Annotated in this window: 16 protein-coding genes; 3 read left to right on the plus strand and 13 right to left on the minus strand. The window is 67.1% G+C overall.

What is annotated here, in order from left to right:
* Positions 1-106: 106 nt before the first annotated feature.
* The 7 genes from trxA to PKE80_RS01990 form a co-directional block, all read right to left on the minus strand.
* Entirely contained in the window at positions 107-427 is a 321-nt protein-coding gene (gene trxA / locus PKE80_RS01960; protein ID WP_069707606.1) for a thioredoxin, read from the minus strand.
* A gap of 79 nt (positions 428-506) precedes the next feature.
* On the minus strand, positions 507-4,013 hold the full coding sequence (gene addA / locus PKE80_RS01965; protein ID WP_271181055.1) for a double-strand break repair helicase AddA: 3,507 nt from the start codon (positions 4,011-4,013) through the stop codon (positions 507-509).
* The gene (locus PKE80_RS01970; RefSeq protein WP_271181056.1) at positions 4,010-6,985 is read right to left on the minus strand and encodes a PD-(D/E)XK nuclease family protein; all 2,976 of its coding nucleotides are present in this window, start codon (positions 6,983-6,985) and stop codon (positions 4,010-4,012) included. The genes addA and PKE80_RS01970 overlap by 4 nt, the downstream gene beginning before the upstream one ends.
* Positions 6,978-7,697: a nucleotidyltransferase family protein gene (locus PKE80_RS01975; protein ID WP_271181057.1), complete on the minus strand. Its 720-nt coding sequence runs from the start codon at positions 7,695-7,697 to the stop codon at positions 6,978-6,980. Before PKE80_RS01975 ends, PKE80_RS01970 begins: the two co-directional genes overlap by 8 nt.
* On the minus strand, positions 7,694-8,692 hold the full coding sequence (locus PKE80_RS01980; protein WP_271181058.1) for an aminoglycoside phosphotransferase family protein: 999 nt from the start codon (positions 8,690-8,692) through the stop codon (positions 7,694-7,696). The genes PKE80_RS01975 and PKE80_RS01980 overlap by 4 nt, the downstream gene beginning before the upstream one ends.
* Positions 8,689-9,135: a tRNA (adenosine(37)-N6)-threonylcarbamoyltransferase complex ATPase subunit type 1 TsaE gene (gene tsaE / locus PKE80_RS01985; RefSeq protein WP_069707601.1), complete on the minus strand. Its 447-nt coding sequence runs from the start codon at positions 9,133-9,135 to the stop codon at positions 8,689-8,691. The genes PKE80_RS01980 and tsaE overlap by 4 nt, the downstream gene beginning before the upstream one ends.
* A gap of 13 nt (positions 9,136-9,148) precedes the next feature.
* On the minus strand, positions 9,149-11,500 hold the full coding sequence (locus tag PKE80_RS01990; RefSeq protein ID WP_271181059.1) for a PAS domain-containing sensor histidine kinase: 2,352 nt from the start codon (positions 11,498-11,500) through the stop codon (positions 9,149-9,151).
* 468 nt (positions 11,501-11,968) lie between these two features.
* Here PKE80_RS01990 and PKE80_RS01995 point away from each other — a divergent pair, with 468 nt between their 5' ends.
* Positions 11,969-12,283, plus strand: coding sequence for a helix-turn-helix domain-containing protein (locus PKE80_RS01995; RefSeq protein ID WP_271181060.1), 315 nt, complete (start codon positions 11,969-11,971; stop codon positions 12,281-12,283).
* 101 nt (positions 12,284-12,384) lie between these two features.
* Here the strand turns inward: PKE80_RS01995 and ahcY are convergent, their stop codons facing one another.
* Both ahcY and PKE80_RS02005 read right to left on the minus strand, forming a co-directional pair.
* Positions 12,385-13,794, minus strand: a complete 1,410-nt coding sequence (gene ahcY / locus PKE80_RS02000) for an adenosylhomocysteinase (RefSeq protein ID WP_271181061.1) — start codon at positions 13,792-13,794, stop codon at positions 12,385-12,387.
* Between the two features lie 132 nt (positions 13,795-13,926).
* On the minus strand, positions 13,927-14,439 hold the full coding sequence (locus tag PKE80_RS02005; protein WP_271181062.1) for an S-adenosyl-L-homocysteine hydrolase: 513 nt from the start codon (positions 14,437-14,439) through the stop codon (positions 13,927-13,929).
* Positions 14,440-14,759: 320 nt separating this feature from the next.
* On the opposite strand from PKE80_RS02005, the gene PKE80_RS02010 reads away from it, so the two are divergent.
* Both PKE80_RS02010 and PKE80_RS02015 read left to right on the plus strand, forming a co-directional pair.
* Complete coding sequence (locus PKE80_RS02010) at positions 14,760-15,239, plus strand: peroxiredoxin (protein ID WP_069707599.1); 480 nt, start codon at positions 14,760-14,762, stop codon at positions 15,237-15,239.
* 148 nt (positions 15,240-15,387) lie between these two features.
* A complete protein-coding gene (locus PKE80_RS02015; protein ID WP_008829671.1) occupies positions 15,388-16,068 on the plus strand; it encodes an SDR family NAD(P)-dependent oxidoreductase in 681 nt (226 codons plus the stop codon).
* On the opposite strand, the gene PKE80_RS02020 is transcribed toward PKE80_RS02015, so the two are convergent.
* The 4 genes from PKE80_RS02020 to PKE80_RS02035 all read right to left on the minus strand — a co-directional run bounded on the left by PKE80_RS02020 (position 16,031) and on the right by PKE80_RS02035 (position 20,335).
* Positions 16,031-17,485: a hypothetical protein gene (locus tag PKE80_RS02020; RefSeq protein WP_271181063.1), complete on the minus strand. Its 1,455-nt coding sequence runs from the start codon at positions 17,483-17,485 to the stop codon at positions 16,031-16,033. The genes PKE80_RS02015 and PKE80_RS02020 overlap by 38 nt on opposite strands.
* Positions 17,486-17,705: 220 nt before the next feature.
* A complete protein-coding gene (locus tag PKE80_RS02025; RefSeq protein WP_036522685.1) occupies positions 17,706-18,167 on the minus strand; it encodes a GFA family protein in 462 nt (153 codons plus the stop codon).
* A 16-nt stretch (positions 18,168-18,183) separates the two neighbouring features.
* On the minus strand, positions 18,184-18,804 hold the full coding sequence (folE, locus tag PKE80_RS02030; RefSeq protein ID WP_271181064.1) for a GTP cyclohydrolase I FolE: 621 nt from the start codon (positions 18,802-18,804) through the stop codon (positions 18,184-18,186).
* Complete coding sequence (locus PKE80_RS02035) at positions 18,779-20,335, minus strand: phospholipase D-like domain-containing protein (protein WP_271181065.1); 1,557 nt, start codon at positions 20,333-20,335, stop codon at positions 18,779-18,781. The genes folE and PKE80_RS02035 overlap by 26 nt, the downstream gene beginning before the upstream one ends.
* Between the last annotated feature and the right edge of the window lie 388 nt (positions 20,336-20,723).

Consider the following 20,723-nt stretch of genomic DNA (forward strand, 5'->3'; position numbering starts at 1 on the left):
TCAACCCGCTCAGGCTGAGCTTGTCGAAGCCCCAGCGCGCGCGACGCAAAAGAAAACCCCCGCCGTTCCCACGGCAGGGGCCTCTACAACCTCAAATCTCAAGCGATCAGAGTTCGCTTTCGATCCAGCCCTTCAGCGCGCTCTTGGGAGCGGCGCCGAGCTTCTTGGCCACCGGCTGGCCATCCTTGAACAGCACCAGCAGCGGGATCGACTGCACACCGATGGCCGAGGGCGTCTCGGTGTTGGCCATGATGTCCATCTTGGCGATGGTGACCTGTTCGCCCAGTTCCTCGGCGATTTCCTCGAGGGCGGGGGCGATCATCTTGCACGGGCCGCACCAATCCGCCCAGAAATCGACGAGGACGGGCTTGTCGGACTTGAGGACGTCGGCCTCGAAGCTGGCATCGGTGACGGCAATGGTGGACATCGATTGACTCCTGAACTTTAGAATTGGGCGACAACTTAGGGATGAAACCCGGCGACGCAACGCCGGAACGGTGAAAGCTTTACTCGCGCGGCGCCAAGTCCGGCTTGTGGGCTGCGAGAACCTCGACGGGAACGGCGATCAGGCGCGGTACGGCGGTATAGAGCAGCGCCACTTCCACCGCGCGCCCCGGGAAAGTCGCTTCCAGAGCGGCGGCATAGGCGCCCATCTGGCGCAGCACACCACGCGGCACCGCGTCGATCCGGTCGGGAGGACGCCGCGCGCTCTTGTAGTCGACCAGACGCACGCGGCCCGGTTCTATCACCAACCGGTCGATCGTGCCCGCCACGACCTGACCGCCGACAACTGCCGCGACGGGCACTTCGGCGAGACTGTCGGGGCCGAAGAGGTCTGCCCAGTCGGGATTGCCGAGCACCGCCAGCGCGCTCCCCAGCAGTGCATCGCGATCCTGCGCCGGAAGGTCGGCGGCGTGGCGCTCCAGCCAGCCCCGTCCGGCACCCTCGCGTGCGGCTGCCGCCACATCCGGCAATCGCTCCAGCAGCTTGTGGACCAGCGTACCACGCCGCGCCGCATCGCGCCCCGCGCCCGGCGGGAACGGGGGATCGGGAGCGTCTTCCTCACCCAGCGATGACGGCGCCAGCGGACGCGGCGGACGCGGCTCGGCTGGCGACGCACGCTCGAGCCAGCGCGGCAGCGGCTCGCGCAAGTCGAGCATCGGCCCGCCCGCGCCCTTCGCCGCGCGAACCGGCACCGGAGCGGCCGGCTCGCCATGTTCGCAGCGCGCACCCCAAATGGGATCGCCCAGTTCCGCCTCGACCGGGAAAAGGGCGCGCAGCCGGGCATACCAGCTCTTGGGACTAGGCTCGCCCTTGTCTCGATTGCTCAGCGCCCCGCCGACGAACAAGGCTTCCTCCGCCCGGGTCATGGCGACGTACAGCAGGCGCCAATGCTCCTGTTCGTCGCCGCGCTTGCCCTCCTCCAGACGGTCGGCGATGCGGCCCTGCTTCTCGTCCTTCGAGAGCGGCGGCAGCGGGATCGTGCGCGCTTCGTTGGCGGGATCGGGCAAGTCGATGCCCCGCTCGCGCGCGTTGTCGGGATTGCTGGTCGCATCGGCGAGGATAACGATCGGCGCCTGCAGGCCCTTGGAGCCATGCACCGTCATCACCCGGACGAGGCCTGCCGCATTGTCTGCCTCGCGCTTCAGTTCGCCATCGCCCGCATCGAACCATGCGAGGAAGCCCGCAAGACTCGGCGTGTCGGTGACGGCATAGGCCTTGGCGGCATTGATCAGCTCGTCGATCGGATCGTTCGCCTCCGAGCCCAGCCGCGCCACCAGTCGCCGCCGCCCTTGCCAGGGGCCTACCAGCAGCCACTGCAGCAAGTCCTGCGGCGGTTCGTAATCCGCCAGCCGCAGCGCCTCGCCCAGTTGCTCCATCACCGCCGCCACCTCGGGCTCGCGCGAGCGACGCAAGTGATCCCACAGCCGCGTGTGCTTTTCCCGATAGCCATGCGCGAGAAGCTGTTCCTGGCTCCACCCGACCAGCGGCGAGACCAGCAGCGCGGCAAGGTTGAGGTCATCCAGCGGCTGCACCGCGAAGCGCAGCGCGGCGACGAGATCCTTGACCGCCAGCGGCGCACCCAGGCGCAGGCGATCGACCCCCGCCACCGGCACACCGGCTGCATGAAGCCGCGCGACGATGAGCCCGGCCAGTTCCTTGCGCTGGCGAACCAGCACCATGATGTCGCCCGCCCGCGCCCGGCGCGGCGCGCCCTTGACGAGCGTGAAGCCCGGCCCTTGATCGTCCAGCCAGTCGCGCACCTGCAGTGCGATGCGCTCGGCCATCTGGCGGTCGGGGCGCGAGAGCCAGTCCGGCGCAGTGCCCTCCTCGTCGCCCGAAGAGTCGTCATCCTCGTCGTCGGCAAGATCGCTCACCGGTCGCCACAGCGCGACGTAGCCCGGACGCTCCTGCCCCTGATGCCGTTCGGCGGGGCGGTCGAGGCCGAAATTCTCGTGCCCGATCCCGGCGATGGCCCGGTCCACGAAGTCCAAGACCGTCTGTGCGGTGCGGAACGAGCGGTCGAGCCCATACTCGCGAAACTCCGGCGGATCGAACCGGTCGCGCAGCATCGCCGCATTCTGCGCCGCCTCGCCCATCTCGCGCCGCACGCGATCGGCGGCGCGGCGGAAGTTCTCCGGGCTGGTGCCCTGGAACCGGAAGATCGCCTGCTTGTAGTCGCCGACCACGAACAGGGTACGCATCAGGTCCTCGTGCTGACCCAAGCCGGCCCAGAACTCGCCGGCCATCGCGAAGATGATGTCCCACTGCGCGGCGTTGGTATCCTGCGCCTCGTCGACGAGAATGTGGTCGAAACGGCGGTCGAGCTTGTAGCGAATCCAATCCGCCTGCGCCTGATTGGCAAGGAGATCGGCGGCACGGCGGATCTGGTCGTCGAAGTCGATCAGCCCCTCGCGCTGCTTGGCGGCATCCCAGGCCATCGCGAAAACCCGCCCCAGCCGCAGCGCCGGAACCAGCCGATCCGCCAGCGCCAGCAGTGACCGCATCGCTCTGATCTCAAGGATGCAATCGACCACTCGCGCGGCGGAATCCGCGTAGCCGGGGTCAAGCTTATCCTGCGACTTGCTGGCCTTGGGCTCACCCTTCTGAGTCAGGAACTCCTTGGCCAGCGCGTCGAGGCTGTCCAGGCGCTGCGCCCCGTTGCCCAGCAGCCACTCGCTGATAACATCGACGGCGCCGAGCCCGGTCTTGGTGCCCCACTCATTGTTTACCGCCATGCAGTGCCGGAGCGAGCGCACGTCGAACGCCGCATCCTCGCATCGCGCGCAGAGCCATTCGCGATCCGCGTCAGACGGCAGGCCGAGCAGGCGCAGCACGTTGAGCCGCATGTCCCCCGCCTGCCAGCTGCCGGGACCGAACCACGCCTCGCGCGCCGAGGCGCAGCGCAGCAGGAAGGCCATCACCGCATCAGGGCCATGCCGCAGCGACAATTGCTCCACAGCCTGCAGCAGGGCAGGATCGCCGAAGGGACCGTTCTCGGCATCCACAAGCAGGTCGGCCAGCACTTGCCGTGCCAGGAGGTCGCGCTCACGATCCTCCATCGGCCGGCTGCCGGGAATAAGATCGGCTTCCAGCGGGAAAGTCGCCAGCAGCCACTGCGAAAAGGCATGGATCGTGTCGATCCGCAGCCCACCGCCCGGACTGTCTAGCACCGAGGCGAACAGCGTACGCGCCCGAGCGAGGTTCTCGTCGCTCGCCTGCGCGCCGATCGCGGCAAGGCGCGCCCGCAGGTCGAACTCGCCAAGGCGTACCCATTCGGCCAGCGTACCGTTGATGCGCGCCGCCATTTCGGTGGCGCCGGCCTTCGTAAAAGTCAGGCACAGGATCTGCGAGGGGTCCACGTTCGGCTGCAGCAAAAGCCGCAGCACGCGCGAGGACAGCACTTGCGTCTTGCCGGTCCCGGCCGACGCGGAAAGCCACACCGTCTCCTGCGGATCGACCGCACGCATCTGGTTCCCGTGAAGCGGATGGACGGCAGCAGGACCGCTCATGCTGCACCCTCCGATCTGTTGCCAAGCGACGTGATCCATTCGTCCAGCCGCATCAACTGGTCGTAATCGGCGTAGCTGCCCAGTTCCGGGTTAAGGCGCGCGGTGAAGGGTTGATCGCCCAGAATCCAGCGGTCGAGCGCGTCGTCGAGGTAGCGCAGCGTCTCGGGCAGGAAGTCCTCGCGCGGGATGCCGGACTTCTTGCGGCCTTCCAGAACCGGCTCGAACATGTAGCCCATGGTCCCGTCCTTGGCCTTGGCCATCGACCAGTATTCGAACGAATCGGCCACGCCCTCGACACCATCGAAACCGCCGTCTTTCGCAATCAGCGCGATGAGGCCGAGCTGGAGCGCGAAGCCCTCCTGCACGCGGCTGCCGGTCGGCGGCTGGCCCGTCTTGTAGTCGACCACGGCGAGGCTCCCGTCCTCGCGCCGGTCGATGCGGTCGGCGCGGCCGTGGATCCGCACGTCGCGGCGGCGCATGTCGCCCCACTTCTCAACCGCGACGACTTTGCGACCACCTGCCTTTGCCTCAAGGATCATGCTCTCGAACGTTTCCAGCGCGGCGGAAAGACGCGGCCACCACAACACGCGCATCAGCGGGTGCGCGTTCTGCTCGGTAAGCACGCCCTGCGCGATGGCGTGGAGGCCACCCTCGGGCTCGCCGGCCTCGTGCCAGCGCTGCATGATGAGGTGTGCGACTTCACCCTTCCATGCCGCGCTCGGCTCGGCGTCGAGGCCATCCATGCTGCGCAGGCCCAGGATGGCGCTGGCGTAGAACTGGTAGGGATCGCCGCGTAGCCGATCGAGACCGGTGACGGAGACATCGACCTTGCGCTGTTCCGCCGAGGGCATCGGCTGTGGCCGGGGATGGGCTGCGACTTGCGCGGCGTCGTCCAGCCGGCGGGCGAGGTTCACGGCATCACGCTCGAGGTGGCGCTCCAACTGGTCGCCCAGCATCGCGCGCACCCGCAGCACGAAGCGCGAGGGGATCACCGGCCCGCCCTCATCCCGCTGCGCCCAGCTCAACACGATCTCCGGCGCACCGAGTGCGGCGGCAAGGTCATGCGCGGAAAGACCGATGCGGAAGTCCGCGCCCGGCACTCCGAGCGCGCGCAGGACGGCGGGCGGCAACAGCGCATCGAGCGCCGCGCTGCCCGGCCATACCCCCTCGACCAGGCCCCCGCAGATTACGAGGTCGGCGCGGCTCATGCGCGCTTCGAGCAGGCCGTAGACCGAGACGCGCGGATGCCCGCCCCAGGGCGGGCGCACCGAAACGCGGTCCATAGCATCGCGCAACACGGCGCCGATCTCACGCGGGTCGAGCAAGGTGCCTGCCGCTCCCGCTGCCCCGCGCAATTCCTCCACGAAGGCGCTGAGCGCGCGGCCATCCGCACCGCCCCACAGCGTCTCTCCGCAAAGGGCCTCGGCGGCATCCGCAAGCAGGCCGAGCAGGCGTTCGAGCGGCTCCGCTTCGCCCAGTATCGACAGCGGCGTCAGGATCGTCTCGATCCCGGCCCACCATTCGCCCAGCTTCGCGGCGTCCGCCCTGGCCGCCAGCGGTGCCAGTCCGGCACCGGGGCGCGGCCCGCGCAGCGCGAGGTCGAGCTTGCGCGCATTCTCCAGCCAGCGCGGACGCCCCGGTCCGTTCCCGGCGAGGGGATGGACGAGCAGCGCGACGAGCGGCACCGGCGCGGCCTGCTGCGCGACCACTTCGGCCAGCAACAGCAGCAGGCGACCGGCGGCGGTCTGCGGCAACGGGCGACCGGCAGTGTCGTCCGCCTCGATCCCCCAGCGCTCCAGATGGCTGACCACGCGCGCCGCCAGCCCCCGGTCGGGCGAGACGAGCGCGACACGGCGCTCGGGTATCTCCAGCGCCTCGCGGATGAGCACCGCGATCGCCTGCGCCTCCTCGCCGGGATGCGTGCATTCCATCAGGCGCACGCCGCTCAGGCGGCGCTGCTCGGGCGGCAGATCGACCCATGCGGCGGAAGCGCGCGGCGGCAAGAACAGGTTGGAGATCGCGCGGCTGCGCTCGGGCGGCGCAGCGGCAAGCCCGGAGCGGTGCCACGGCTGCACCTCGGCGCGCGCGACCCCCATCCGATTGAGCAGCAGCTTGAGGTGGTATTGCGGGTGCGTCACCGCATCGGCGCGGCCGAACGGCGGGTCATCCGGCTGCGCAGGAGCGCCAGCGGTGCCCAGTTCCCCCCAGACCTCGTCCGCCAGCGACAAGTCGAGGTCGGGCAAGACGACGAGGCCCTGCGGCATCTCGCTGACGACGCGCAGCAATCGCGCCAGCGCGGGCGAGGCGCCGGTGACGCCCGCCGCGATGACCGGGTGCGGCGGAGGCTGGCCTTGCCAGCGCGTGGCAGCGTGGTCAAACAGCCGGTTGCGGCGGTCAGGCGCGTCAATCTCGCCGCGCGCGGCCAGCTCCGCGATCCAGTGCTGCTGCACCTTGAGGAAGCTGCGGGTATTGTTGCTCCAGTGCCCGGCAAGATCGCCGACGATGCCGATGACGCGCTCCGACATGAGATCGATCGGGGCGATCTCCTCGGCCATCAGGCGGTCCATGGTGCGGCCGATCTCAAAAGCACGCCGCAGCAATGCCGCGCCCTTTCCTGCAGCATCACCTTCGACCTCACGCAAGTAGTACGCAAGGCGCAGCCAGCGGCGGGTCGGATCGGCGGCAGGCGCAATATCGGCCGCACCGAGCGGATCGAGCAGCGGGCCAAGCGCTTCGTCGAGATCGAGATCACCCACCGCGACCATGCGCGGCAGCAACATGCCGCTCCCCGAATGACGCACGAAAGCCTCGGTCATCGTGCGGATCGTGCGGCGGCTCGGCAGCAGCAGGGTCAGCCGCGCAAGTGCGATCTCGTCCTTGGCATAGCGCGGGATGAGCCCGGCGACGAGAGCGTCGGCGAAACCACGATGCGCAGCAATGGAGTAGACTTTCGGACCCGTCCGGTCAGGCACGGGTCAGCCATTCCTCGGTCGGCCTGATCGCGGCGGGCTCGCCTACTTCGAACCACAGGCCCTGATGCGAGATGCCGTAGAGGCGACCTTCCTCGATCGCGCGGCTCCACAGGATGTTGGTGGAGAACGCGCCCTCGGGCGCATCGCGCAGCAGGCGCTTCGACACGAGCTGGATGCCGGTGTAGATGAACGGCGCCACCCGCCCCTGGCGGCGGCGCGCGACGCGACCATTGGGATCGAGGTGGAAGTCGCCCTCGCCGCGATAATTGAGCGCGCGGGTGTGCGGCACCATCAGCAGCAGCGCGTCCATCCGCTCCGCATCCCAGGCCAGCGAGAGTTCGGCAAAGACGTCCTGCGGGCCGTCGAGCCAGATGTTGTCGCTGTTCAGGCAGAAGAACGGGTCGGGCAGCAGATCGGCCGCCCTGACCATGCCGCCGCCGGTTTCCAGCAGCAGTTCGCGCTCGTCGGACAGGGTGACGGCAGGCGCGGTCTTGCGGACCTTGAGATGGCCTTCCAGCGCGTCGGCCATGTAGTGCGCATTGACCACCGCCTTCGTCACGCCCGCGTTGCCGAGCTTGTCGAGCGCATGGTCGATCAGCGACTTGCCCGCCACGCGCACCAGCGGCTTGGGCTGGGTCGCGGTGAGCGGGCGCATGCGCTTGCCCAGCCCTGCGGCGAGCACCATCGCGGTGTCGCTGGCGAGAGGCTTCATCGGGCGAACTCCCCGCCGTTCGCCTCGCGCAAGGCGGCGGGGATGTTGGCGTCGAACCATGCCGCGACCGGTGCCATCGCGGGATGGGCAAGGTCGCGCTCCATCGCCGCCCAGACGCGCGGGATCAGGTCGAGGTAGCGCGGCTTGCCGTCACGGCGCCACAGCCGCACGAAGATGCCGACGATCTTGGCGTTCCGCTGCGCGCCGAGCCGCGCGTAATCGGCGAGGAAGGCATCGACGTCCGTACCCGTTTTCTGCACGTAGCGATCGAACATCTGCGCCTCCAGCTCGGGCGCAACTTCGCGCCGGGCATCCTGCAGCAGCGAGACGAGGTCGTAGGCCGGATGACCGACCAGCGCGTCCTGGAAGTCGAGCAAGCCCTGCTTCTCGAGGCTGCCGAGCAGCATGATGTTCTCGGCATGGTAATCGCGCAGCACGGTGACGCCGGGGCGCTGGCGCGGCAGCATCGGCGAAAGCGCCTGCTCCCACGCGCTCACGAAGCCTGCGGCATCGACGTAGAGGCTCTGCGCGGTGCAGTACCAGTCGATGAACAGCTTCACCTCGCGGATATATTCCGCCAGCGAGTAATCGAGGAACGGCCCGGCGGGCAACTGGTGCAGCTTCGCCAGCGCGTCGATCGCGGCGGAGTAGACCGCCGCCTCGTCCGCTGGCCACTGGTCGAGGTAGTCGCGCATGCGCGCCTCGCCGAAGTCCTCCATCAGGATGAGGCCCTTGTCGGGCTTCTCCGCGAGGATGCGCGGCGGACGCATGCCGTTGTCGTCGAGCCAGTGCGCGGCGCGCAGGAACGGGCCGATGTCCTCCTGCGGCGGCGGCGCATCCATCAGCATCGCGGTGGCGCCATCGACACTGCGGATACGGAAATAGCGGCGGAACGAGGCATCGCCCGGCAGCGGCTCGACAGCCGCGCCTCCCCAACCGGCGGCGGCGAGAAAGGCATCAAGGCCCTCGGGAAAGTTCGCGTGTTCGAGCGTCATACAGGTATACGCCCTAGCCAATCCGCCCCGCCTTCGACAATGGCGATCCGACCGTCCTCGACAACTTCCAGCGTGATCGAGAGGCAGCCCGGCTCATGTGCGAAGCCGCCCGCGTGATCGGGCCACTCGGCGATGAGCACCGCGCCTTCGCGGTAATCGTCGAGGCCGATCTCCTGCGCCTCGTCGGGATGGTTCAGGCGGTAGAAGTCGGCGTGGACCAGCGGCAACCTGACCGCCGGCGGATCGTAAGGCTCGATGATCGCGAAGCTGGGTGACGGCACTTCGCCCTCATGACCAAGCCCGGCGATGATCGCGCGCGCCAGCGTGGTCTTGCCCGCGCCGAGACCGCCGGTCAGTGCGATCACGTCGCCGGGGAGCAGCGCATCGGCGAGCTTGCGGCCCCATGCGTCCATCGCCGCGAGGTCTGGCAGCGGCAATCTCATGCCAATGTTCCTCTCATGGCAGTTCGATCAGCGCGCTGGTGCCCTTGCCCGGCTCCGATTCGAGCCGCAGGCTGCCACCGTGCGCCTCCACCAGCTGGCGGGCGAGCGGCAAGCCGAGGCCGTCGCGGCTCTCCACCTTGCCGTCGGCGCTGACCTTCATCCCGTCGAGCGCGCGGGCGAGCGTGCGACTTTCCATTCCGGCTCCCTTGTCCTGCACGAGGATCTGGATCGCATCCCCCTCTCCGGTTTTCCGCCGCGACAGCTGCACGAGAATGCGCCCGCCGCGCGTCGAGGCGGCGATGGCGTTGTCGACGATGTGCCCCAGCGCCCGCGCCAGCCTTCGCCGGTCGGCCACCAGCGGACGCAGCAGGCCCTTGGCCTGAAGGTCGAGCGTCAGGCCCGCCTTCTGCAGCCGACCTGCCCGTTCCTCGACCACCGAGCGCACGAAGGGCATCGGGTCGATTTCCTCGAACTTGAGCGGCAGCAGGCCCGCCTCGCTCTGCGACAGGTCGAGCAGGCTGTCGATGTGGTCGCCCAGTTGCTGCGATGCCTCGATGATCGAGCCGACATAGTCGCGCCCGGAATCGTTGAGGTCGCCGCCGATGCCGAGGTCCAGCATCTCGGCAAAACCGCCGATCGAGGTCAGCGGCGTGCGCAGTTCCTTGCTCATGTTGGCGAGGAAGCGGGTCTTGATCGCATCCGCCTCGATCAGCGCGGCATTGCTTTCGCGCAGCGCCTGCTCGGCCTTCATCGAATCGGTGATGTCGAGCACCGCGAGCAGGCCATTGCCGTCCGGCAGCGGCACGCCCGCATATTCCAGCACACGCCCGTCGGCGAGCCCGATGCGCCCGCCCGTCTGCGCGCGGTCGAGCGTCGCGGCGCGCACGACGTTGCCCACGGTTTCCGCCTCGACCGGGCGCTTGAGGCGCGAGGCGATCTTCTTGAGCAGCGCTTCCACATGCGGATGGGTGTCGAGGAATTCGCTCTCCAGCCCCCAGTCGGCGGCGAAACGGCGGTTCCAGATCTGCATGCGGCCATCGGGCGCGAACACCGCGACCGATTCGAACAGGCTGTCGAACGTGGCGGTGCGGGTGCGCAGCAGGGTGTCGCGCACGGCGGAAAGGCGCAGCTGTTCGGTGCGATCCTCGACGATCAGCAGCAGCCCGCCATCAGGGACCGGCTGGGCGACGATGCGCAAGTGCGTGCCGTCCGCGAGCGTCCAGCTTTCCTCCTGCGTCGAGCCTGCCGAAAACCAGCCCGCCTTCTCGCGCCGCCATGCCGGGAAGTCGCGCGCCTCAGGCACGCGGCCCGCATCGCGCGCGGCATCGAGCAGGCGCTCGAAGGCGGGCGGATCGACGAGGATACGCCCGTCGAGCTTGAACAGGCGCTGGAACGGCTGGTTGGCGAAAGCGAGCCGCCGCTTGGCGTCGAACTGCGCCACGCCCGCGGAAAGCTGGTCGAGCAGGGCCCGCTGCGCCTCGCGGAAGGCGCGGAAGGAGCGCGACATCTCCTCCAGGTCCTCGATGTCCACCGCGTAGCCCGCGACGCCGTCGTCCCCCAGCGGCAGGTCGCTGACGCGCAGGGCGCGGCGCTGGCCGTCGATGGTAGTCGAGACGATACGCTCGATCGGGATGCCCTTTTCCGCCGCCTTCCGGGCGACTTGTCCCGGGGCGAGGCCATCGACCGATTCGATCAGTTCGATGCCCTTGACGACCACGTCGTCGGCGTTCTTGGCGCCCACGGCGGCGACGTAGGCATGGTTGACCAGTTGCAGTTCGCCATCCGGGCGGCGGAACCACATCGGCATCGGCGCGGCCTCGATCAGCGAGACGAGCGCGTGGAAGTCGCCGCGCGCACGGGCGGCTTCGTCACGCAGGCGGACGAGTTCGGTCTCGCTGTCGGAAAAGTCGAAGACCCATACCAGCGCGGCGCCGCCGGGCGAGACCTGAGGGTCGGAAAGATGCCCGCGCAGGGCGAGGCTGCGGCTGGAGCCATGCGGGGTCACCGCCATGCGGAAAGGCGCAGCGGTCTTCTGGCAGCGGCGAACGGCCTCGGTCAGTTCGGCGAGTTTCTCGGCGGGCAGGCCGCGATCATTTCCATCCAGTTCGGAGAGGAACTGCGGCACTTCGTCCAGCCCCAGCCACTGCGCGAGGCGCGGCGAAGCCTCGATCCGGCCGTCCGTGCGCACCAGCAGCGGCAGCGCCGGTGATTCCTCGACCATGCGGCCGAGGCGGCGGGCGGAGCGCAACTGCGCCTCGGCGCGGTTTTGGCGCGAACGCGCGGACAGCACCGCCCAGGCGGCGGCAATCGTCCAGGCGCCGAGCAGCAGGCCGATCAGGAGAGGCAGGAAACGCGAGAATTCCATCGCGCTAGGCTATGATGCGCGCGGATGGCCCTGACAATGGGGGATGGCGCGAAAGCGGTAGATACGCGGGTTGGCCGACGGATGGACGTTCACGCCCTCTTGTTACGACGCGGTCATAAGCCCCTCCGTTCATCATGCGTGACATTCACGAAAATTATCGGCGACAGGTTAGGGCGGGTGGGAAAATAGGTTCCCACGGATAGCAGGTCAGGAAGACGCCCCCGCCTTTCCTACCCCTCCGGAGCTATGGCCAATCCGCCGATCGCCACGGACAATATGGAGAAAGCATGGTGCGGCGTCGAAGCCTGCGGCTGCCCAAATGAATAGGCAAAATAACTAGGCAATCGAAATAAGACTATATCATCAAAAGATAATTTTCATTTTGATAGAACAGTTAATAAATCTTCACTGTGTCTCACGGATAAAAATTTCCAATGTTCCCAAAATCATAAGGGAACCCCATGGGTAATGACAAACAACCGCGGCTACAACGGCCTGACACGCCGGCAAAGCCAGTGCCTGGCCCTGGTAAATCAGGGAATGACCTCAAAGGAGATCGCCCGACAACTCGATCTTTCCCCATCGACGGTGGATAATCACCTGCGAGAAGCCATTGTGCGTATGGGAAAGAACAATCGGCAGGAGGCCGCGCGCGATTTCGCGTCTGCGCACCGCCAGGTGGATCAATCCGAACGTTTGCCGGGAGATCATTTACCCCGCGCGATGTCACTCGTCCGCCTTGATGACATCGGACCGTTCACCGTATTCATATGTAAGAATTGATTAGCCGTTATTTAGCAATTTGCGCCTCGAATGACTGCAGAAATGCAAAAAGGGCGCCTCCTTTAAAGAGACGCCCCTTCTGCATTGACATCAAACGGTGATCAGTAGCGGTAGTGGTCCGGCTTGAACGGACCGGCTTCCGGCACGCCGATGTAGTCGGCCTGCTTCTTCGACAGCTTGGTGAGCTTCACGCCCAGCTTTTCGAGGTGCAGCGCGGCGACCTTCTCGTCGAGGTGCTTGGGAAGAACGTAGACTTCGTTCTTGTAGTCGTCGCTCTTGGTGAACAGTTCGATCTGCGCCAGCGTCTGGTTGGTGAAACTGGCCGACATCACGAAGCTGGGGTGACCGGTGGCGCAGCCCAGGTTCACCAGGCGGCCCTTGGCGAGCACGATGATCTGCTTGCCGTCCGGGAACGTCACGAGGTCGGTGCCCGGCTTGACTTCCTTCCACTCGTAGTTGTCGAGCGCCGAGATCTGGATCTCGCTGTCGAAGTGGCCGATGTTCGAGACGATCGCCTTGTCCTTCATCGCGGCCATGTGCTCGCCGGTGATGACGGCTTCGTTGCCGGTGGCGGTCACGAAGATGTCGGCGCGCGAAACCGCGTCCTCCATGGTGACGACCTCGTAACCCTCCATCGCCGCCTGCAGCGCGCAGATCGGGTCGATCTCGGTGACGAGGACGCGCGCGCCGCCGTTGCGCAAGCTGGCGGCCGAGCCCTTGCCGACGTCGCCGAAACCGGCGACGCAGGCGACCTTGCCGGCCAGCATCACATCGGTGGCGCGGCGGATCGCGTCGACCAGCGATTCACGGCAACCGTAGAGGTTGTCGAACTTCGACTTGGTGACGCTGTCGTTCACGTTGATCGCCGGGAACGGCAGCTTGCCGTCCTTGGCGAGGTGGTAGAGGCGGTGGACGCCGGTGGTGGTCTCTTCCGAGACGCCCTGGATCGCCTTGACCGAAGCGGTCAGATAGCCCGGCTTGGCCTTGAGGAAGGCGTTCAGCGCGCGGACGAACTCGATTTCCTCGGCGTTCGAGGGTTCGAACAGCGTCTCGCCCGCTTCGACGCGTGCGCCCCAGAGGGCGAACATCGTGGCGTCGCCGCCGTCGTCGAGGATCAGGTTGGCGGTGAGGTCGGGATTGCCCTCGCTCGACCAGTCGAAGATCTTGCCGACGTAGTCCCAGTAATCGGCCAGCGATTCACCCTTGATCGCGTAGACCGGGATACCGGCGGCGGCGATGGCGGCGGCGGCGTGGTCCTGCGTCGAGAAGATGTTGCAGGTGGCCCAGCGCACTTCCGCACCGAGAGCCACCAAAGTCTCGATCAGCACGGCGGTCTGGATCGTCATGTGCAGCGAACCGGTGATGCGCGCGCCCTTGAGCGGCTGCGACGCGCCGAATTCCTCGCGCAGCGCCATCAGGCCCGGCATTTCGGTCTCGGCGATGGCGATTTCGGTGCGGCCGAAGTCGGCGAGGCCGATGTCGGTGATGGCGTAGTCGGGGGTGGTGGCCACGTGGGACTCCTGAAGATTGCGTCACGCCGGCGCCGCGCGCGGAAAACCCCCCGCGAGCGGCGCCGGTACTGCCGCGTCCCTACCCGCTCCGCATCAGCGAGGCAAATATAAAGATAGCTTTATATGTTCTGTTCAACGCATGGCCAGCGCCATGAGGATGGGCGGCTGGCGCTCCAAGAGCTGCCCCGCGACTTCCACCAGCGTTGCGCGGCCCTGCACCGTGGCGAGTCCCTGCGTGATCGAGCGCAACTGGTGGCACGAGAGCCAGGGATGGCCGCCGCCGTACTCGTTGGCCATGACCACGCTCATGCGGTCGAGCGGCCCGCCCGAGGCGTCGGCGGCATCGCCGAGTTCGGCGCGTAGCTGGGCATTCGCCTCGTTGAGTTCGGACATGTGGCTGCTGGTGAACTTGCCGTAGTCCTCCATGAAGTCGTCCGCCGTGGTGCGGCAGCGCAGGCCGGTCACCATCAGCATGATGTCCATGCGGCGCAGCTTCTGCGCCTCGCTCGGGCGAGCCGTCGGCGGTGTGACGACGGTATGAGGTGCCTCCGGTACTGCCGATTGCGCGAGTGCCGGTGTTGCCGAACCGAGCCCGCACGCGATTGTCACGGCCAGCCACGGCCGCTTGATTCCGATCCTGATCATTGCCCTGTTCCCCGCAGGCAAATTGCCTGACCGAACGGGAATGTCATCGATTGCATACCGCGATCTGAAGAACCACGGTTAACGCATTTTCACGATGAAAATCCCCGCAAAATGGCCGGTTGAACGATCACGAATGACCACATCGGACGCCTTTTGAGAGCATGAGTGAACGTATCCCCGGACGCCGCCGCGACACGCCTTGCTCGGCGCCCGGCTCACGGCGCGAATCGAAATTCCCGCAGGTGCGGCGTTGCCCATCCGAGCGCTCGGCCTATATCTGCGCGGCAAAGCCGTTTTGCTGTCATGAAAGGACGAATGCCATGGCCATCTCCGTTGGCGACACGCTGCCCGACGTAAAGCTCATCAAGGTCGGCGAAAGCGGCCCCGAGCCGGTGCAGTCCTCCGAATACTTCGCGGGCAAGAAGGTCGCGTTCTTCGCGGTTCCCGGCGCGTTCACTCCGACCTGCTCGGCCAAGCACCTGCCCGGCTTCGTCGACAAGGCGGAAGAGTTCAAGGCCAAGGGCATCGACGAGATCGTCTGCACCTCGGTCAACGACGCCTTCGTGATGGGCGCCTGGGGCAAGGCCGCCGAGGCATCGGACGTGACCCTGCTGGCTGACGGCAACGCCGACTTCGCCAAGGCGGTGGACCTGACCATGGACGGTTCGGGCTTCGGCATGGGCACGCGCAGCCAGCGCTACTCGATGGTCGTCAACGACGGCGTGGTCGAGCAGCTCAACGTCGAGGCGCCCGGCTCGTTCGAGGTCAGCTCGGCGGAGCACATGCTCGGCCAGCTCTGAGCCTGAGGCATATTCGGCAAAAGGGCGCCCTTCCATGCGGAGGGGCGCCCTTTTCGTATCGGCGGGGCGGTGGAATGGCCTCGCACCTTGGCCTTGGCGGGGTGCGCGGGTAGCACTTGTGCGAACAATTCATCTCAGGGGTTAGATCATGGCGCGCTCGGTTATCGTCACCGGTGGTTTCGGGGTTCTGGGGCAGGCAGTGGCGCAGGCCTTCGCTGCGGCGGGAGACAAGGTCGCCCGCGTGGACTTCGCGAAGACCGCGCATGAGCCGCTGGACGGCGCGCTCGACATCGGCGGGGTCGACCTGACCGATGCGGCCTCCACCCAGGCCGCGCTCGACACGGTCGCGGCGGCGCATGGCGGGGTGGACGTGCTGGTCAACGTCGCCGGCGGCTTCACCTGGGAGACGCTGGAGGACGGCTCGATCGATGCCTGGGTGAAGATGCAGGCGATGAACGTGCTCACCGGCGCAACGATCACCAAGCTCGCCCTGCCCGCACTAAAGGCTTCGGCTGCGGGCCGGATCGTCAACATCGGTGCGGGCGCGGCGGGGAAGGCGGCGGCCGGCATGGGTGCCTACACCGCGTCGAAGTCGGGCGTCCACCGGCTGACCGAGGCGCTGTCCGAGGAGCTTTCCGGCACCGCCGTCACCGTCAACGCGATCCTGCCGAGCACCATCGACACCCCGACCAACCGCGCCGACATGCCGGACTCGGACTTTGCGACATGGGTGCAGCCCTCGGCCATCGCGGATGTGATCGTGTTCCTCGCCTCGGCACAGGCGCGGGCGATCAGCGGGGCGCTGATCCCGGTGACGCGCGGCGGATGATGCGCGGCACGTAGACGACGACGCCCTCACCCGCATAGATGCGCTGCCATGCGCGGCTGCGGGCGAGTGCCTCGGCGAGCGGCGCATTGTGGTCCTCGTCGAGCACGAAGGCGGCCGGGTTCCACTTGCGCACGACGTCGACGAGCGGGACGATACCGTTCTCGATCCCGCCGTTGTACTGCCACTCCTCGCGCGCGTAGCGGTAGTAGCGGCCGTCGTAAGCGACCTTCCAGTCCGGGTAGCCGGTGTCGATGATGACGCCGCCGAACGGGAAATCACCATAGACCGTCCCGCGCACCCCGAATTTGCGCAAGTGCTCCACCGCTTTCAGCGGCAGAGTCGGCGCGAAGCGCGTCGGCGCGAGCAGCGGGGTGACCACAGCGACGAGCGCGAGCGGAGCCAGCACCGTCAGCCATTCCGAACGGGCGGGTTTCGCGCCCTCCTTTCCGGCAGCGCGGGCGATCACCGGCACCATCGCCACCGCCCAGAACAGCACGAAGCGATAGGCCGTCAGCGTCATCACCGAAAGGCCGATGACGACGGCGATTTCCGCCAGATCGACGCACCCGCCCCGACGCACGATCAGCCAGAGCGTCAGCAAGGTCACCACCAGCACCGGCAGGGCATTGGGATGGTTGGCGGGTGTCCAGATCGGGAACCACTCGCTCGCGCCGATGGCTATGCTCGCCTGCGCGTTGGCGGCCGAGGTCGCGAGTATCGAGGCGCCGTCGGGCGTGGCGAACATCGCCGCCACCGAAAGCACGCCGAGGGCGCTCAGCCCCCATGGACGAGCGGCGGCGCGGCCGGTTGTCCAGCGATACCATCCGGCCCCGGCGGCAAGGTTCAGCGCCGCCACCGCGACACTCACCGAAGGATGCAGGTTCTGCCACGCAATCAGCACCGGCAGACCCAACGCCACCATCGGCAGCGGCCGCAAGTCCAGCCGCTGCAGCGCGAGCAGCAGCCCGAAGCACAGGCAGGCAAAGCTCTGCGGGCGCACGCTTGCGGTCGGCAGCGCCGCGACGAAGACCAGCGCCAGCGCCAGCATCACGGCCTGCAGACTAGCGCCCTTCCAGCGGCATGCGGCGGCGACGGCCCAGAAGCCGCCGAGCCAGCACAAGGCGTCGAACACGCGCAGCAGGTCCCAGCCGCCGATCCGCCGCACCGTCGCCATGACCGCCTGCCCGGCCCATGCGACGGCGGGCAGCGGCTCTCCGGCATGGAGCGCGGCGAAAGGCTCGGTCGGCACCGGGCCGCCGCGATCGACGATCAGTTCGCCCAGCTTGAGCTGCCAGAAGATATCGACGTCCCACACCGGCCGCAGCAGCAGGACCAGCAACGTCACCGCGGGGACGAGCGCCAGCAGCAGGCGCACGCGCGCCGATCCATGAAATGCCCCGCTATTGTGCTCGATCATCTGCCTGTCCGCCTCCGGCCTGCCCGGACCGGATGGCAGCGGCTCTGGCCTCAGGCGCGGCGGGGTTCAAGCGCTATCTTTCAGGGAAGCAGGTCTTTCCCCCTCCATCGTCATTGCGAGCGTAGCGAAGCAACCCAGGGCGACTCAAGACTGCCCTGGATTGCTTCGCTGCGCTCGCAATGACGAAAGGTGGTGCGGGTGCCCAGTCGGTCGGGCAGGATCACCGCACCGCCCGCCACGCTGCATAGTCGGCGATCAGTTGCGGATATTCCTCCAGCTCCGGAAAGCGGTCGTAGCGACGCTCCACCTTCGTCTCCACCCACCGTAGCTTCTCCGCCACCTGCATCTCGATGTAGGGGGTGAACACTGAACGATCGTCGAGCAGCGTGGCGCGCACGTTGACGAAGCCCATCGACGGATCGACCCGGGTGAAGACCCAGGACTTGCACCAGACGCAGTGATGGTGATGCGCCTCGTCGCCGTGAATGCCGCCGATCTCGGTCTCGCCGGTGACGACCTCGAAGCCCTGCACCGGCACCGAGATCGTGGTGGAGAAGGCGCTGGCGGTCATCCGCTGGCAGCCGGTGCAGTGGCACAGCCCCTCGATCAGCGGAGGCGCCGTCAGGCGAAAGCGCAGGCGCGAGCAGCGACAACCGCCCTCGAGTACCTGCGCATGACCCATGACGCCTCTCCGATATTCAGTAGCCCATCAGGCTGAGCACTTCCTTGCGGGAACGTTCGTCCTCCAGGAAAGTGCCCATCATGCGGCTGGTGATCATGCCGACGCCCGGCGTGCGCACGCCGCGCGCGGTCATGCAGGCGTGGTTCGCCTCGATCACCACGGCGACGCCCTGCGGCCTCAGGTGTTCCCAGATGCACTGCGCGACTTCGGCGGTCAGGCGCTCCTGAATCTGCAGGCGGCGCGCGAAGCCGTGCAGCACGCGCGCCAGCTTGGAGATGCCGACAACGTGGTTGCGCGGCAGGTAGGCGATCGCGGCCTTGCCGATGATCGGCGCCATGTGGTGCTCGCAGTGCGACTGGAAGGGAATGTCCTTCAGCAGCACGACCTCGTCGTAGCCGCCCACTTCCTCGAAGATGCGCGACAGGTGGACCGCCGGATCTTCCTGATAGCCCTGGCAGTATTCCAGCCAGGCGCGCGCGACACGCTTGGGGGTGTCGACCAGGCCCTCGCGCGTCGGATCGTCACCGGCCCACTGGATCAGCGTGCGGATTGCGTCCTGAACGTTGTCGGGCACATCCGGCTTGCGCAAGGGGTCATGGCGCGGGCTATCCTCAGCGGGACTTACCTGGCTGCTCATCCGACTTGCTCCTTCTCAATTTCTTCATCAGGCGCACACGCATCAGGTGTCCCTTGCCCCGGAACAACCCGCGTCGCGCGATGGGCTCGAACATTTCGCCGGGGCGTTCCGGATCGAGCACCCCGCTTTGGCCGAGTGCTCTTTCAGCTTCCGACAAGTTCTTCAAGGGCAAGGGTTCGAGATATTTCTTTCCGGCCTTGGGTCCGTCGCGGTTGAGTGCGTCCACCATCGCCGCCATCGAGCCGTGCCGCTCGATTCCGGCGGCCACTTCACCTTCGGCGATACCGCAATGCTCGGCCAGCAGGCGCAGGCGCAATTCGGTGATCGTGGCGGGATCGACGTGGGCATTGCCGGGCCGGGCAAGGTCGATGAAGACGTCGCACTCGCTGTCGAGGCCCATCGAGCGGTTGTTCATGTTCGCCGACCCGACCCGCAGCACCTCGTCGTCGATGATCGTCAGCTTGGCGTGGACGTAAATCGGCTCGCCCTCGGCGTTGGAGGGGGTGAAGATGCGGAAACGTCCTTGGGTGTCCACCGCCTGCAGCGTCTCGACCAGTTCGACGCGGGCAGTATCCATCGCCTGCTGCTCCAGCCAGCCGTCGGCGGTGACCGGGTTGACGATGAAGAACTCGGGCGGATTGTCCTCCGTCAGCCGCTTGCAGATGGCTTCGGCGATCGCGCGCGAGGCGAAGTACTGCGTCTCGGCATACATGAAGCGCTTCACGCGGGCGATCTGCTCGACGAAGAGCTTCTCGATCTCGGCGACCTGCGGGCAGTCGTTGTACTCCGCGCGGGTGCGGGCGATGCCGATCTCGACGTTCTCGAACTCGGCGGTCAGCCCCTCCGGCCACGGCGTCCCCTCGCGCGGGCGACAGGGCGCGAGGTCTTCGCCGCCGGCGACCTTCCAGCGCTCGCGCCCCAGTTCGCCGAGCGTCACGGCGACGTCGCCCTCCAGCATCATCGTGACGTCGTGCCAGGGACCGTAGAGCCGCCCGGTCGGCCGCTTGCGGCGCGGGTCTTGCGGCAGGTGGTCGGGCGTGTCCCAGCGGTCGGAGGTCATGTCGATGCCGCCGCAGGCCGCAACCTTGTCATCGATCACCACGATCTTCTGGTGATGGCTGCAGCCGACCGGATGGGCGGAATCGAACTTGAAGTCGATGCGCGGATGCTTCGCCCAGCGCACCACGTCGAACAGCATCGTACCCCGGAACAGGTACTTGAGCATGGCGACGTTCCACTTGAGCAGCCTGATCTCAAGCTCCGGATTGCGCTTCACCACCCAGAGCATGAACGAGCCGAGGCGCGCGGGAAACTTGCGCTTGCGGCCACGCTGCCACCAGCGCCGCCCGGAGGTCAGCAGGATGCGGGAATCGAAGTCCCACCCGATCATGAAGATGCGCTGCCGCGCGCCTTCCATCGTCTCGCGAATGGCCTCGAAGTAATCGGCCGCGTCCACGACCACGTGCGCGCGCGAAGCCTTGGCATAGCGCCATACCGAAGGCGCTACACCCTCGTCGTTCTGATCTTGCATCGTCCATCCTGCCGGAGCTTCCACCACGGCCGGTTCAAGCACCGAAGGCCGCGAAAGTTCCCCTCGAATGTCAACTTGTGCACACGAAGGAGGCGTTCGCCCGATCCCTCCCGGCATTCGTCGCAGCAACCTTTGCGGGCGCGGGCGGCAAGGACCAGATTTCGCTCCGCCGCTCGCGTCGGAAGTGGTTGCCGCCCGGTTTGCGCCAACGCGAGGATTTGGCCATTCGTGACCGCGTGGTGGTCATCCCAACAACCACTCGTACATCACCCGATGGCGAGAACGGCGGGAATCCGCAGTTTTCCACAAGGGTTGACCGGCTCATCGCGGGAATGGCTCGACTCGCCCCTTGTACACGCAACCGTTCACCCTGCGATGGATTTGCCTG

This window comes from Novosphingobium resinovorum (assembly GCF_027922145.1).
Classification (GTDB): Bacteria; Pseudomonadota; Alphaproteobacteria; order Sphingomonadales; family Sphingomonadaceae; genus Novosphingobium; species Novosphingobium resinovorum.

What these genes read in the sequence shown, in the direction of transcription:
- PKE80_RS01995 (WP_271181060.1), top strand. Translation starts at nt 11,969, where the DNA reads ATGACAAACAACCGCGGCTACAACGGCCTGACACGCCGGCAAAGCCAG.
- folE (WP_271181064.1), bottom strand. Translation starts at nt 18,804, where the DNA reads ATGAGCAGCCAGGTAAGTCCCGCTGAGGATAGCCCGCGCCATGACCCC.
- PKE80_RS02015 (WP_008829671.1), top strand. Translation starts at nt 15,388, where the DNA reads ATGGCGCGCTCGGTTATCGTCACCGGTGGTTTCGGGGTTCTGGGGCAG.
- trxA (WP_069707606.1), bottom strand. Translation starts at nt 427, where the DNA reads ATGTCCACCATTGCCGTCACCGATGCCAGCTTCGAGGCCGACGTCCTC.
- addA (WP_271181055.1), bottom strand. Translation starts at nt 4,013, where the DNA reads ATGAGCGGTCCTGCTGCCGTCCATCCGCTTCACGGGAACCAGATGCGT.
- PKE80_RS02010 (WP_069707599.1), top strand. Translation starts at nt 14,760, where the DNA reads ATGGCCATCTCCGTTGGCGACACGCTGCCCGACGTAAAGCTCATCAAG.
- tsaE (WP_069707601.1), bottom strand. Translation starts at nt 9,135, where the DNA reads ATGAGATTGCCGCTGCCAGACCTCGCGGCGATGGACGCATGGGGCCGC.
- PKE80_RS01990 (WP_271181059.1), bottom strand. Translation starts at nt 11,500, where the DNA reads ATGGAATTCTCGCGTTTCCTGCCTCTCCTGATCGGCCTGCTGCTCGGC.
- PKE80_RS02020 (WP_271181063.1), bottom strand. Translation starts at nt 17,485, where the DNA reads ATGATCGAGCACAATAGCGGGGCATTTCATGGATCGGCGCGCGTGCGC.
- PKE80_RS02035 (WP_271181065.1), bottom strand. Translation starts at nt 20,335, where the DNA reads ATGCAAGATCAGAACGACGAGGGTGTAGCGCCTTCGGTATGGCGCTAT.
- PKE80_RS01975 (WP_271181057.1), bottom strand. Translation starts at nt 7,697, where the DNA reads ATGAAGCCTCTCGCCAGCGACACCGCGATGGTGCTCGCCGCAGGGCTG.
- PKE80_RS01980 (WP_271181058.1), bottom strand. Translation starts at nt 8,692, where the DNA reads ATGACGCTCGAACACGCGAACTTTCCCGAGGGCCTTGATGCCTTTCTC.
- PKE80_RS02005 (WP_271181062.1), bottom strand. Translation starts at nt 14,439, where the DNA reads ATGATCAGGATCGGAATCAAGCGGCCGTGGCTGGCCGTGACAATCGCG.
- PKE80_RS02025 (WP_036522685.1), bottom strand. Translation starts at nt 18,167, where the DNA reads ATGGGTCATGCGCAGGTACTCGAGGGCGGTTGTCGCTGCTCGCGCCTG.